The 12,451-nt window shown below is 39.1% G+C and carries 14 protein-coding genes and 3 pseudogenes; 10 read left to right on the top strand and 7 right to left on the bottom strand.

Annotation, left to right across the window (positions count from 1 at the left end):
• Window positions 1-186 precede the first annotated feature (186 nt).
• Complete coding sequence (locus tag H9Q77_RS15680) at window positions 187-438, bottom strand: DUF3879 family protein (RefSeq protein WP_118545325.1); 252 nt, start codon at window positions 436-438, stop codon at window positions 187-189.
• Window positions 439-560: 122 nt separating this feature from the next.
• A pseudogene (locus H9Q77_RS15675) lies at window positions 561-929 on the bottom strand (hypothetical protein); the annotation flags it as partial.
• Window positions 930-1,032: 103 nt separating this feature from the next.
• On the opposite strand from H9Q77_RS15675, the gene H9Q77_RS16875 reads away from it, so the two are divergent.
• The gene (locus H9Q77_RS16875) at window positions 1,033-1,128 is read left to right on the top strand and encodes a carbon storage regulator (protein ID WP_334293124.1); all 96 of its coding nucleotides are present in this window, start codon (window positions 1,033-1,035) and stop codon (window positions 1,126-1,128) included.
• A gap of 271 nt (window positions 1,129-1,399) precedes the next feature.
• On the opposite strand, the gene H9Q77_RS15670 is transcribed toward H9Q77_RS16875, so the two are convergent.
• Window positions 1,400-1,735: a DUF2798 domain-containing protein gene (locus H9Q77_RS15670; protein ID WP_118552403.1), complete on the bottom strand. Its 336-nt coding sequence runs from the start codon at window positions 1,733-1,735 to the stop codon at window positions 1,400-1,402.
• 281 nt (window positions 1,736-2,016) lie between these two features.
• Here H9Q77_RS15670 and H9Q77_RS15665 point away from each other — a divergent pair, with 281 nt between their 5' ends.
• The 3 genes from H9Q77_RS15665 to H9Q77_RS15655 all read left to right on the top strand — a co-directional run bounded on the left by H9Q77_RS15665 (window position 2,017) and on the right by H9Q77_RS15655 (window position 4,453).
• Entirely contained in the window at window positions 2,017-2,307 is a 291-nt protein-coding gene (locus H9Q77_RS15665; RefSeq protein WP_147366152.1) for a hypothetical protein, read from the top strand.
• Window positions 2,308-2,483: 176 nt separating this feature from the next.
• Window positions 2,484-3,815: an ATP-binding protein gene (locus H9Q77_RS15660; RefSeq protein WP_148447758.1), complete on the top strand. Its 1,332-nt coding sequence runs from the start codon at window positions 2,484-2,486 to the stop codon at window positions 3,813-3,815.
• Between the two features lie 35 nt (window positions 3,816-3,850).
• Entirely contained in the window at window positions 3,851-4,453 is a 603-nt protein-coding gene (locus H9Q77_RS15655) for a Type 1 glutamine amidotransferase-like domain-containing protein (protein ID WP_118545333.1), read from the top strand.
• Window positions 4,454-4,658: 205 nt separating this feature from the next.
• Here H9Q77_RS15655 and H9Q77_RS15650 read toward each other — a convergent pair whose 3' ends face one another.
• Window positions 4,659-5,402, bottom strand: a complete 744-nt coding sequence (locus H9Q77_RS15650) for a helix-turn-helix transcriptional regulator (protein ID WP_118545335.1) — start codon at window positions 5,400-5,402, stop codon at window positions 4,659-4,661.
• A gap of 226 nt (window positions 5,403-5,628) precedes the next feature.
• On the opposite strand from H9Q77_RS15650, the gene H9Q77_RS15645 reads away from it, so the two are divergent.
• The gene (locus H9Q77_RS15645) at window positions 5,629-6,651 is read left to right on the top strand and encodes a glycoside hydrolase family 5 protein (protein WP_118545337.1); all 1,023 of its coding nucleotides are present in this window, start codon (window positions 5,629-5,631) and stop codon (window positions 6,649-6,651) included.
• 448 nt (window positions 6,652-7,099) lie between these two features.
• Here the strand turns inward: H9Q77_RS15645 and H9Q77_RS15640 are convergent, their stop codons facing one another.
• Window positions 7,100-7,993, bottom strand: coding sequence for an AraC family transcriptional regulator (locus H9Q77_RS15640; RefSeq protein WP_022350131.1), 894 nt, complete (start codon window positions 7,991-7,993; stop codon window positions 7,100-7,102).
• Between the two features lie 117 nt (window positions 7,994-8,110).
• Here H9Q77_RS15640 and H9Q77_RS15635 point away from each other — a divergent pair, with 117 nt between their 5' ends.
• Together H9Q77_RS15635 and H9Q77_RS15630 are read left to right on the top strand one after the other, a co-directional pair.
• Window positions 8,111-8,323: a hypothetical protein gene (locus tag H9Q77_RS15635; RefSeq protein WP_022350130.1), complete on the top strand. Its 213-nt coding sequence runs from the start codon at window positions 8,111-8,113 to the stop codon at window positions 8,321-8,323.
• A gap of 8 nt (window positions 8,324-8,331) precedes the next feature.
• Complete coding sequence (locus H9Q77_RS15630) at window positions 8,332-9,522, top strand: MFS transporter (RefSeq protein WP_118692852.1); 1,191 nt, start codon at window positions 8,332-8,334, stop codon at window positions 9,520-9,522.
• 76 nt (window positions 9,523-9,598) lie between these two features.
• Here H9Q77_RS15630 and H9Q77_RS15625 read toward each other — a convergent pair.
• A pseudogene (locus H9Q77_RS15625) lies at window positions 9,599-9,751 on the bottom strand (DUF6061 family protein); the annotation flags it as partial.
• A 341-nt stretch (window positions 9,752-10,092) separates the two neighbouring features.
• Between H9Q77_RS15625 and H9Q77_RS15620 the strand changes: the two are divergent.
• From H9Q77_RS15620 to H9Q77_RS15610, 3 genes and pseudogenes are all read left to right on the top strand, one after another.
• A complete protein-coding gene (locus tag H9Q77_RS15620) occupies window positions 10,093-10,623 on the top strand; it encodes a hypothetical protein (protein WP_249326168.1) in 531 nt (176 codons plus the stop codon).
• Window positions 10,624-10,716: 93 nt separating this feature from the next.
• Window positions 10,717-10,857: pseudogene (locus H9Q77_RS15615) on the top strand (GNAT family N-acetyltransferase); the annotation flags it as partial.
• An 80-nt stretch (window positions 10,858-10,937) separates the two neighbouring features.
• On the top strand, window positions 10,938-11,714 hold the full coding sequence (locus tag H9Q77_RS15610; RefSeq protein WP_249326164.1) for an HAD family hydrolase: 777 nt from the start codon (window positions 10,938-10,940) through the stop codon (window positions 11,712-11,714).
• Here H9Q77_RS15610 and H9Q77_RS15605 read toward each other — a convergent pair.
• Entirely contained in the window at window positions 11,704-12,450 is a 747-nt protein-coding gene (locus H9Q77_RS15605) for a copper homeostasis protein CutC (RefSeq protein WP_249326163.1), read from the bottom strand. The two genes, H9Q77_RS15610 and H9Q77_RS15605, sit on opposite strands and share 11 nt — an antisense overlap.
• Window position 12,451: the final 1 nt, after the last annotated feature.

The following is a 12,451-nucleotide window of genomic DNA, read 5'->3' as shown; positions in this document are numbered from 1 at the left end:
TGCGATTACTCTACACATAAGCTTTTCCTCATATAACTTACAATCAATACTTTTTCTTACAGCAGGCGTATACCGCTCTTAACAAGCCTGAATCCCATAAAATGGAGCTACACAAAATTACTATGCAGCTCCATTTTTGGTAGTATAACAACACTCTGAAACAACAGTCTCAATATATGCATGAACTTAAACACTGTAATCAATAGATTTTCTGACAAACTGATTGCCACTTTGTACTAGATTGCTCTCCACCAATTCCCTTTTGACGCTATCTAATATGCTAGAACCAAACGGCTGTCCCGGTTGCCAGTTAGGATTCGCTGCCTTTACTGCCGCATACATAGCAGAACGATATTTGCCCTCATACTTTTTACTGTTTACGTTGATGCTACTATATCCCTGGTGTCCGTAACTACTGCCTGATATACTGATTGACATACTATTACACCTCCTTCCAACTCAATTTATTAAATCTATCCCACATTGCATTTAATATGAGTAGTTATAATTAACTTTTAATGTCGCTGTTACCGTAGTAACTGCACCGTTTGATACAAAGATTATAACTTTTCTAACTTTTCCAAAAACGCAACATAAAATTCCCGTTCTTTAATACAAGCTTGCTGAACCTCTATACTTTAGGGAGTGTATACTACCGGGTGATCCAAATTATAAAGTGCTTGTTTCGTTGCTTGGATTGCAGATTCTGTTGTATTGCCCAAAATATCCAGATTATCCACATCTCCTTCTCCCTTAAGCTGTTTGTTAAGTCTTTGCACCATCATTTGCGATATGTGGCTCAACATTCCGTTCCCCTTTATTCCTAAGCCATTCGCATTTACTTCTTTAGCCGCTTCCATCCATGCGTCTTTTACATCTTGCGGAGCATTCGGACCAATCATAGCAAATGCTTTTTCATCAAAGTCTGCTTTTGGCTATATTGGATTTCAATACATACAAAACTAAAAATGCAACATTTCTCTAAGAATTGTTACATTTTACATAAGCATGGAAATAGCTTAAATCAAGTGCATGGAGGTATACAGAATGCTTAAATTATCGCTTAAAGAGGGAGAATATGTAAATATCGGAGACAACATCCGAGTTGTCTATGCTTGCACAGGCTAATCAGTCTAACCAGGGTGTACTTTCACTCTTACAATAATTATCTACAATTTAAGGGCATGTGGCAAAGGAAATGTATATTCGGGGATTCCTGGATTATGAAAGACTGGTGTGTGAAAAAGATAGTTACATTTGAAAATAGAAATATGGAAAAATAAATGATAAGACCTCCTGTGTGCAAATAGATAACTCACAGGAGGCACTATAGTATACGATATTATCAATAGATTATTCTGCAAATCCCTGCTGTTCCATTTCGTATTCGACTTTAGATTCATTTCCTTGGTTGGTGGAAGCGAACAGGTGACGGAATATGAAGCGGCACCATTGTACAGACTGTGAAGGTCTGGATGCAGAGGATGATGAAGATTGGTCGGTCAGTTGATTTTGCCACGCGGAATGCGAAGTATTTGGACGTTTTGCTGGCAATGAAGAATACACAGAGAAGCCCGATGAACCATTCCAATGGGAAAGAATGCAGTGCGTGTTTGGAGGTAGCAGCCTGAAGTTCGCCGGTGTGGATGGCGACATTATAAACGCCCATGATAAAAATCATACAGCCGGATGTGATAAAGGTAAAAATGAATTCCTGAAATTTTGTTTTTGGCATAGTAAGCCCTCCTTATAAAAATAATAAAAAATTTCATATAAACACAAAAATGTCGCCTATCCGTCTGACAATGGATAAGCGACATTTTATGTCATATTTATTTTATCAAGTATTGGGGTTCAATGTCATAGGGATTTTGCACAAAATATAAATGAAAAGTAAAAAGTTCTGTGGGATCTTTAAGATTGCGGAATTAATAGACAAATAATATCTTAGATAAATTCCAGTTTATTGGAAAGTCGCAGAGAACGAAAAATCGGAAGTTAACGAAGGAGAAAAGAGTGAAAAAGAAACATCAGTTTGTGTTAATTTTAGGCATTATTAATGTGATATTACCTGTAATTCCTGTTCTTTCGCATAGGGGATGGTTTGGGATGGTGGAAAATGGCTGGAAGTTTATTTGGGTTGCAGCTATAATGATTTTATTGCCATTTGTTTCATCATTGGCGGGAATTATTATTGGAAGCATACAATTAAAGAAGGCATCTACAAAGCCTGTAAAGATGGGGCTGCTGCTTTCGTGCACGGGGTTAGTGATGCATTTACTCTTTCGATTTGTTTTTAAGCTTTAGAAAGATTTTCAGCATTTTTGAACAGAAAAAATTTATTTACCATAACTACAGAACTTTTTGAATGTAAGCACAAAACCGTTGCAATAAATATTGAAGAAATGCACATAATATGCAATATGCAAATTGAAGAAACGTATATTATGTGATATAACATATTTATAATGGTGGAGGTAGTTATGTATTTTAAAAGAAAAGTATACGATAAATTATTGGAATGGAAAAAGCTATATTCAGAAAAATATGCGGTATTGTTGGAAGGCGCAAGGCGAGTTGGCAAGTCGACTATTGCGGAGACATTTGCAAAAAATGAATATAGGTCTTATATTTTAATTGATTTTTCCAAAACAACAAGTAATATTCTGGAATGTTTCGATGATATAGGAAATTTGAATATCTTTTTTCTGAGGCTGCAGGCAGAAACCGGAATCACATTGTATGAACACGAGTCCCTCATTATTTTTGACGAAGTACAGTTATTTCCAAAAGCCAGACAGGCAATAAAGCATCTTATACATGATGGCAGATACAGTTATTTGGAAACAGGCTCTTTAATCTCGATAAAGAAAAATGTAAAGGACATCCTGATTCCATCCGAGGAAATGAAGATAGAAGTATATCCCATGGATTACGAAGAATTCTGTGATGCCACGGGCAGTAATTATGGGCTGCTGCAACAGATTTATGATAGCGGAGCAGCTATTGGACAGGCAACTAACCGTAAATTAATGAGAGATTTGAGAATTTACATGGCAGTAGGGGGGATGCCACAGGCAGTAGAAGCCTATGTTAATGGAAAAAACTTTTCAGAAATAGATATGGTAAAAAGGCAGATCATATCTCTGTATGAGGAAGACTTTAAGAAAATTGATGCGTCCGGAAGAATATCGGCATTATATCATGCGATTCCGGCACAGTTGGCAAAGGATGCAAGAAAATATCGTATTACCACAGCAATCGGAAAAAGAAATAACACGAAAGCAGAAGAATTATTATACGAGCTGATAGATTCAAAAACAGTTCTGCCATGCTATAATTCTACCAATCCAAGAGTCAGCCTGACGGACACGAAAGATTTTGACAGTTACAAGTTATATCTTTCAGATACAGGATTATTTGTTACACTGATGTTTATTGACCGTCCGGTGACGGAAAATGATATTTATGCGAAGTTACTTTCCGATAAATTACCGGCAAATCTGGGATATCTTTATGAGAATCTGGTTGCTCAAATGATTACAGCCTCCGGGAGAGAACTGTACTATCATACTTGGGAGAAAAAAGGGAGTACGCATTATTATGAGGTGGATTTCCTGATTTCGGAAGGAAGTAAAATAAATGCATTTGAAGTTAAGTCCTCAGGATCCGGAAAACATGAATCCATAAGGGAATTCCGCAGAAAATTCTCTCAGAATATTAGCAAGGCGTATTTAATATCACAGAAAGAAGCAGGAAAAGAAGAAAATTTATTGTTGAAACCGTTTTATCTCTTACCGTTTTTGATAAAATGAGCTAAATAAATCGAAATTTATAAAGGAGAATATTGATGAAACTATTTTTATGTTCGCACTTTTCAAGTGTGGGAAGTCTGATAAAGGAAGAAATTGAAAATAAGAAAGTCGCATTTATTCCAACAGCTTCACTGCGTGAAGGCTACACCGGTTATGTCGGCTCGGCTCGAAAATTATTCAAAAAGTTGGGAGCAATCGTAACTGAAATTGATATTTCAACGGAGGCTTATTCAACGATACAGTCTGTTTTTGAAGAAGCAGATGTGATATATTTTACCGGCGGAAATTCTTTCTTTCTTATGGACCAGCTCCGTAAAACGGGAACTGATGGGCTATTGAAAAAGGAATTGGCAAATGGAAAATTGATGATCGGCGAGTCGGCAGGCGCAATTATATGCGCTCCAAGCATCCAATATATCCAGCAAATGGATGAAAAGCCGGAGGACTACTCACAAGAAGATGATGCAGGGCTTGATTTGATTGATTTCTATGTTCTTCCGCATTATCTTACAGCACCATTTAAGAAAGTTACCGAGAAAATAATGACTGAGTTTTCGGATTTGAATCTATGCCCAATTAACAACCGTCAGGGAATTGTAATTGACGGTGAAGGTTCAAAGGTTATTTGCAAAGACTAATTTGAAAATTCAAGTTTGGAGAATTGAGAAAATCGGGATTCAACAGGACAAATTCTTTTTACAGGAGCATCTTTGATGGAAATGTTTCCTGTCTGTGAAATTGCATGAAGTCAGGGTATCGAACGAGTGATATATAATCATGGTGTTTTATCCTGTAAATCTTCACCTGCCATGGCCCGGCAGAGATAAGAACATTTCCGGATTTTTATTTGATGCTGGAAGTGCGGAAGTGTTCTGCACGATACTGCATTGGTGTTTTCCCGGTCTTTTCCCGAAATACAGATGTGAAATAACTTTGACTGGGAAACGCCAGGGTGGTAGAAATTACAGAGATCGCATAATCGGAATGGCAAAGCATATTCTGAGCGGTCTCTATTTTTTTGCTCTGAATATAGGAACTGACAGAAATTCCCATTTCTTTTGCGAACAGGTGACTTAAATAACCGGGAGATATGCCGGCATGAGCGGCGAGCGTCGGGACAGTGATACGATTATGTAAATGATCATAGATATATTCCAGACACTGGGCAACCGGACGGGAGCAGGCATGATTTCTATGCATTTTTTCCATACGAGTAGTGTAATCCAGACACATCTGTGGGTGCAGGGTGGAAATTTCTTTTTTTGATTTCATGAGATCCGCCTTATGAATATAGTAGTCGCTGAGATCATAAGCCTCTGTGACTTCCATGCCGCCTTCAATGCAGTATCTTGCCAGCATGGCAGCGGTGATGGCAAAGTGGTATTTCAGATTTTGCAGAGGAGAATCCGAGAGGATACCCAGGCCTTTCTTTTCCTGAAAAGATTCACGGCATAATTCTTTTACTTTTTCGGTATTTCCCTGCCTGACATAGCTGTAGAATTCCAGCTCAGGATCATAAGGAGCGCGATAAGTCTCTAATTCTCTGCGGACATATTGTTGATAGAGAAGTTCCTGAGGAATGTTCATATGGACACCTTTCTGAAATTATGAAAATGCTTTTCAAAACCGCTTTGCGATTCTTTCTCTTGTGGAGTGAAGATAGTGGCACGCTGATGCTATAAATAATATAGCATAAAAACGACAAAAATAATATAGAAACGATATATGAAATTTGTTTCAAATTATATGATAGAGAAAAGAAGAACTGCAGGATTATAACTTTTCCGTTGCAAAGGATCAGGAGGACAAGAGCATGAAATTAGAGAGAGGTATTAATTTAGGTGGTTATTTATCTCAGTGCGTGCATAGCACAGAACATTACGATGCATTTATTCAGGAGGAAGACATTCGTAAGATTGCTTCCATGGGATTTGACCATGTACGTCTGGCAATTGATTATGAAGTACTGGAAGATGAATATGGCAGAACCAGAGAAGAGGGCTTTGCCTACGTGACCAGAGCGGTGGAATGGTGTAAGCGGCAGGAATTGAATATTGTACTGGATCTGCATAAAGCGTATGGCTATGATTTTAATAATGCCGGGGATCAGAAAAAGAATATTCTGTTTACAAATAAAATGGTGCAGAAGCGTTTTGTAAATCTGTGGATCAAGATTGCAGAGCATTATGCGAACGAGACTCATGTTGCGTTTGAACTTCTGAATGAAGTGGTAGAGCAGGAAAATGCGGAAGCGTGGAATCTGCTCATTGCGGAAACGGTGGACGCTATTCGCCGAATAGCCAGAGACACCATTATTATATACGGCGGAATTCAATGGAACAGTGTGAAGACATTGAAGCTGTTAGAGAAGCCCAAGGATGAAAATATATTGTTCACGTTCCATTTCTATGAGCCGTTACTGTTTACCCATCAGAAAGCACACTGGGTACCGACCATCAGCCAGACCGAAGATATCTATTATCCGGAAGCAATGGACTATTATCGTACAAAGTCGCTGCCCATCGGATATCAGGGAGAAGTAGTCTGCAAGGCACAGTCACAGACTATGGGAACCGAATTTATCACGGAAATGGTAATGGAAGCGGTTACTGCTGCGAAAAATGCCGGAGTGACTTTGTACTGTGGAGAATTCGGTGTTATTGATCAGGCTCCTGTAGAAGATACCCTGCGCTGGTTCATGGATGTGGATACCGTATTCCGGCAGTTCGGTATCGGCTGTGCTGTCTGGACTTATAAGGAGATGGATTTCGGACTTATGGGGGAGCATTATGCACCGATCCGCGAACAATTGCTGACGCTTTGGAACCGGAAGTAGAACTGAGTAAAAAGACCGAAATTCATATTTGATGAAATTCGGTCTTAAGTTTATTTAATGTCAGTTTCATTTTGTGTTATACTGTGTTATATGATTTGTTGGTCTCCGCTGCCGCTTCGGTCGGCACAGAGCAGATGTCCACCGGACATCTTGTGTCCTTGCTTTTCCCTTACCAGAGTCCGTAAACACTGGTGGAATGATATAACACAAGGGAACATATAAGGAAAAACTCACCTGTCACAAACGTAGTGTTTTCAATAGTTTGTGAGAAATTTGATAACAAAATATAACAATTATTAAATTCCTTAATAAAACAGGTGAAATTTGGTGGTGTAGGTATGCCTTAATGTGTGGAAGTGAAAGAGAAGCTGATCAGCAGCATACACAAAGGAATTACCATAGCAGAGATAAAGGGGCGAGATAAGTCGCCCTTTTTTCGTCGGATAATTCATTTCTTTACGTTTCTATACTCTGTAGGAGTTAAGGAATACATTCTCTTAAATGTTTTACAGAAATAATCTGTATTACTGAATCCAGTTTCTATTGAAATGGCACTTACTTTTTTTTCTGTATTGGTAAGAAGTAATGCTGCCTTCCTTAACCTGTAGCATATCAGATAGTTGACAGGAGATGTATTCAGTACATTACGAAACAAATTCAAGGCAGTACTGATACTCACTTCCCCAACTTTGGCAATATCCAAAAGAGAAATGCTTTCAGGGTAATTCGAATGTATAAACTGCATCATCATTTGTAACCGTGCAAGTGAGGAAGAATTCACATTTTGAGTTTCTGGGTAACAAATAACATTTGAAGTTATGAGTGCCCATATCTTTTGTAATTGAACAGATATTTGTAGTTCATTTATTTCACCTCTGCTAAACTGTATAAGCTTTTGCATTTCAGACAAAATTTCTTTCTGCCATTCCTGTGAAGAAGAAAAAATGTAATAACCCAAAGATGAGTTCAGAAAGGGTAACACAAATTTCTGATAGATTAAACTTTCTTTCGGAGCAATCAGAGACGGAAGAAAGAGAAAATTTGGAATTACAGCGTCATTTTCGGAATGCATTTTATGAACAACTTTGGAATTAATAAATATTCCCTGTCCCTCGGACATGTCAAAATTATCTTCTCCTACATTAAAGTGAACTATACCGGATTCGATATATACAAATTCAAATTCGGTATGCCAATGCCAGTCAATACAGTTAAAATCATAATCGGTTATGTTATCATCATAGAGTTTGTATGGAAAAAGATGAGTCCCATGTAAAGCAGTTTCCATCAGTGTATCATCGGTTTTTATACTTACAAGCTTTTTCTTTTCTTTCTGCGACATGGCAGTCCCCTCCTGAACAATCTGTTTTACGATATTATACAGCATAATTGCGATATTATATAGTGAAAAATAAACAAAATTGCTATATAGTTCTATTTAGCCGTAAGGAGAAGATAAATGTTTGCACAGGTTGAATTTGGTTTATGTGATGAAAAAGAATGTATTTCTATCATTTTAGATAATGAGGAACAGGTAAATGAATTTATGTTAATGCTTATTGAAAAGTCATTTATAGTGAATTGTGAACCAAGATACTTAGGTGCGTTCTATGAGGGAAGTGTTTGGTGTGGAGATGAGCATTATCTAAGAATAACAACAAAGAGAGTTTAGGAAAAATGATGAAGAATTATAAAAAGACAAAATTGGCATGTTATTTGGGATTTATTACGCAGGCAGTTGCTGCGAATTTTGCACCTTTACTATTTCTGAAATTTCATACAGATTACAATATTTCACTTGGAAACATTGCTATGATATCAACATCCTTTTTCTTTACACAGCTTTTGGTAGATTTGTTTTGTGCCAAGTACGTGGACAAAATTGGATATAGAGTATGCATTGTTGCTTCTGAAGTATGTTCGGCTGCAGGCCTTGTAGGTTTGGCATTTTTACCGGAAATAATTCCATCTCCGTTTATTGGTATTATTATAAGTGTCATTTTGTATGCGATTGGAAGTGGCTTAATCGAGGTTTTAGGAAGTCCTATTGTGGAAGCATGTCCGTTTGAGAACAAGGAGGCTACTATGAGCCTTCTGCATTCCTTTTACTGTTGGGGAGCAGTTGGAACTATACTTGTTTCGACCGTTTTCTTTCTGCTATTTGGAATTGGCAGCTGGAAATGGCTTGCTGTTATTTTTGCATTAATTCCTGCTATCAATATTATTAATTTTGCAACTTGTCCGATTGAATCATTAGTAGAGGAAGGACAGGGAATGGAAATCAGAAAATTATTTTCAAATCCCATGTTCCTGATTGCCATTGTGATGATGGTCTGTTCCGGGGCATCGGAGCTTGCAATGGCACAATGGGCATCTGCGTACGCAGAATCAGCCCTAGGCTTTTCAAAGGCAGTGGGAGATATTGCCGGACCTTGTATGTTTGCTGTGACGATGGGAATTTCACGAGTGTTGTTTGGAAAAGCCAGTGATAAAATGAAACTAAACAGATTTATGATTGGTTCCGGTATCTTATGTTTTGTATGTTATTTATTAGCGTCATTTTCAGAAAATCCGATCATTGGACTTGCTGGATGTATTGTATGTGGGTTTTCTGTAGGAATCATGTGGCCCGGTACAATCAGCATCTCTTCCAAGGCATTTCCAACAGGAGGAACTGCAATGTTTGCACTTTTAGCAATGGCAGGTGATCTTGGAGGAAGCATAGGTCCAGCCATTGTAGGAAGGGTTGCGGACATGTTTGGAGGTAGTATTCATGTGGGCATGCGCATTGGACTCTTGTTTCCGATTACGTTGTGTTTTATGCTATTTTTATTCAATATAATGAACCACAATGCGAATAAGCAGAAATAGCTGTTATGTTCATGTGACAGTTAAATGTTGCCAGATGAAAGAACATTATGGGGAGAAAAATGCCCCTTAAAGAAACCAACGAATCTTCCGCATCTATCCACATCTGCATAGTACCGTCAAGATAAAGTCGAGCATACTTCACAGGATTGTCTATTGCCAAAGCATTCAAGGCACACTCTGAATTAGGTGTTGTCTTTAATCCTTCCTCTGCCTTTGCACAATCAATCCTCTTTTCTGTAAAATTCAAAAAGCATTTCAAGCAGTTCACACAGTCCGTTCATATTATGCTATAATGTGTTATGCGATTTTGCTTCCCTTATTTTTTCCCTTACGAGGGTTCGTAAAGCCTTGTGAAACGATATAACACAAGGGAATACCTAAGGGAAAGCTCACCTACAGAAAAGTTAGTGTTTATAAGGGTTAGCGGGGAGTTTATTAATAAAATATAACAGCTAATGAAACCCTTAAATTAAGTGATTATACAATCGGGATTGCCCGAGTTCTTTGAGTGAGATACACTTCTTGGGCGAAGGGAAGGAAGAAGGAAAAGTACTTTAGAGGTATTATGGAATGAGTAATAAATTGGTTAAGCATCAAGAATCAAAAGAACTATTAAGTGGAAAGCAAAAGGAAATTTTGTTTTGGATTTGTTTCATTATTTTAAGTATATCTTTCATTACAGTCTTGATAAATATACTTTTGACATCTAAAGCATTTCATACACAAATGGAAGAGATGGTACTGGGAGAAGATTATTATATGGAGGATATTGTGATTACAGGTAAAAGGGCTGAAGATGCTTCGGCTGATACAATATCTCAGAATTATTTCTTCTACTACAACAATGGAAAAGTGAATGATTATCACAAGCGAATGCAAGTACCGGAATTTGTATATTCGGAATATGATGTAGGAGATTCCATAGCTGCATATACCACAGACCATGTTAGTTATTCTTATTACAAGTATGGGATTCTTCCGGATACAGAGTATACAAACAATGAATTAATGAAAGTGGCTGGAGTATTGCTTGGAATTGGAATATTTTTATTGGCTTTGTTTGGGGTATTAAGTAAGAAAAGAAGAACTGCAGGATTATAAATTTTCCGTTGCAAAGAAGGCTGGGGAAGACAAAGGATGGAATCAAATAAAAAGAATAAAACGGGATTTGCCGAATAAAGGAGTAAAATAGAAATGAAGATTCGCAAGGCAGAGAAAAAGGACATTCCAAGAATTCTAGCACTGTTGGGGCAGGTATTACAGATACATGCAGAGATCCGTCCGGATATTTTTATACCGGGTACTACGAAATACACCCCCTGCGAGCTGGCAGAGCACTTTTATGAAAAGATGGGAATGAAGACAAAAGAACGGCAGATGGAATATATCCTGTGAGCCGGACGGAGGTGGCAAGCATGATTAAAATTGCATTTTTTGATGTCGATGGAACACTTCTGAAGATGGGCCATAAAGAGTTAAGTGAGCGGACACTGCATGCGTTAACTTCTCTTCGTCAGAATGGGGTAAAGCTGTGTGTGGCGACCGGAAGAGGATATCTGTCGGCACCGCGTTTTCCGGGAATTGATTTCGATGCTCTTCTGACCTTTAACGGTTCTTATGTAACAGTAGGAGACGAGATTATTTTTAAGTGCCCGCTTGATCGGGTGGACAAGCTTCAGCTTCTTCAGAATCTGAAAGACATGCATAGGGCGGTAGCAATAAGTAACGAACATTTTATCATCACCAACGGTACAGATCCGGATCTGGAGCAGTATTTCAGATTCGGTAATGAGATGCTGAAAATAGATAAACAATTCGATGAACGGGTTCATGAGGATATCTATCAGATGATGTGTGCCTGCCGGGAAGAAGAGTATGAGAGGATTCTCTATGGTACGCACCATACACAGATTACAGCGTGGTGGGACAGAGCGGCTGATATCATTCCTCTGGAATGTGGGAAGGGAAACGCTGTGCGCGCGGTACTTCAGCATTTTGGCTTTACAAAGGAGGAAGCCATCGCTTTTGGAGATGGCTTCAATGATATCGAGATGCTGGAAGCAGTCGGCACCGGTGTGGCCATGGGGAATGCAAAGGATGAGATCAAAGCCCACGCCACCTGCACGTGCAAATCGGTGGAAGAAGACGGAGTCTACGATTTTTGCTTAGAACATGGGCTGATTACAATATAGGCATTGCTGCCCGCATTTCTTTCACCTTTCCGGCATCCACTGCTTCATATGCATTCTTTCGGTTTCTATCATAAGAGAAGTCCACGTCCTGCAGGGAGGCGGTCGCATCCGGCTGCCAGCTTCTGCAGGATGTATGAACCTGCTCTATGCTCGTATATTCCATCAGAGCGTTTACGTTTTGTGCATTCACGCCGCTTCCGGCTAAAAATGTGATATCCTTACCATACTGGCTTTGCAGCTTTTGCAATTGCGTTCTGCCCGACCATACATCGGGTGCACCACCACTGGTGAGGATCCGGTCCGCACCAAGTAAGATCAATGCTTCCACCGCACGTTCCTGTTGCACAACACAATCAAACGCCCGGTGAAATACAGCTTCTTTTCCGGCGCTATGGATGAGGTCGATCATTTCCTGTGTCCGGTTCCTATGGATGGCATGGTCCTCTGTCAGGAAGCCGAAAGCAATACCGTCAGCTCCGTGCTCTAAAAGTATGCGGGCATCTAAGAGCATGGTCTCGTATTCATCCTGGGAATAGCAGAAGCCGCCTCCTCTTGGGCGGACCATTGTTACAATAGGGATGCTGCACTGCTCTTTTGCACAGATCAGATTGGCCGTAGAAGGTGTGAGACCACCCAGATACAGCGCACTGTTAAGTTCTACCCGGTCGGCACCATTTTGCCAGGCGGTTTTCACATCTTCGAAGCTGCCGCAGCAGATTTCCAATAATCCTTTCAAA

Origin of the sequence: Simiaoa sunii (genome assembly GCF_014337175.1) — a bacterium.
Lineage (GTDB): Bacteria > Bacillota > Clostridia > Lachnospirales > Lachnospiraceae > Acetatifactor > Acetatifactor intestinalis.
The sequence above is the reverse complement of the archived record's forward strand: the minus strand, read 5'-3'. Positions and strand labels throughout refer to the sequence as shown.

What these genes read in the sequence shown, in the direction of transcription:
- H9Q77_RS15640 (WP_022350131.1), bottom strand. Translation starts at nt 7,993, where the DNA reads ATGTCGCAGAAAGAAAAGAAAAAGCTTGTAAGTATAAAAACCGATGAT.
- H9Q77_RS15620 (WP_249326168.1), top strand. Translation starts at nt 10,093, where the DNA reads ATGAGTAATAAATTGGTTAAGCATCAAGAATCAAAAGAACTATTAAGT.
- H9Q77_RS15610 (WP_249326164.1), top strand. Translation starts at nt 10,938, where the DNA reads ATGATTAAAATTGCATTTTTTGATGTCGATGGAACACTTCTGAAGATG.
- H9Q77_RS15660 (WP_148447758.1), top strand. Translation starts at nt 2,484, where the DNA reads ATGTATTTTAAAAGAAAAGTATACGATAAATTATTGGAATGGAAAAAG.
- H9Q77_RS15670 (WP_118552403.1), bottom strand. Translation starts at nt 1,735, where the DNA reads ATGCCAAAAACAAAATTTCAGGAATTCATTTTTACCTTTATCACATCC.
- H9Q77_RS15680 (WP_118545325.1), bottom strand. Translation starts at nt 438, where the DNA reads ATGTCAATCAGTATATCAGGCAGTAGTTACGGACACCAGGGATATAGT.
- H9Q77_RS15655 (WP_118545333.1), top strand. Translation starts at nt 3,851, where the DNA reads ATGAAACTATTTTTATGTTCGCACTTTTCAAGTGTGGGAAGTCTGATA.
- H9Q77_RS16875 (WP_334293124.1), top strand. Translation starts at nt 1,033, where the DNA reads ATGGAGGTATACAGAATGCTTAAATTATCGCTTAAAGAGGGAGAATAT.
- H9Q77_RS15635 (WP_022350130.1), top strand. Translation starts at nt 8,111, where the DNA reads ATGTTTGCACAGGTTGAATTTGGTTTATGTGATGAAAAAGAATGTATT.
- H9Q77_RS15650 (WP_118545335.1), bottom strand. Translation starts at nt 5,402, where the DNA reads ATGAACATTCCTCAGGAACTTCTCTATCAACAATATGTCCGCAGAGAA.
- H9Q77_RS15630 (WP_118692852.1), top strand. Translation starts at nt 8,332, where the DNA reads ATGAAGAATTATAAAAAGACAAAATTGGCATGTTATTTGGGATTTATT.
- H9Q77_RS15645 (WP_118545337.1), top strand. Translation starts at nt 5,629, where the DNA reads ATGAAATTAGAGAGAGGTATTAATTTAGGTGGTTATTTATCTCAGTGC.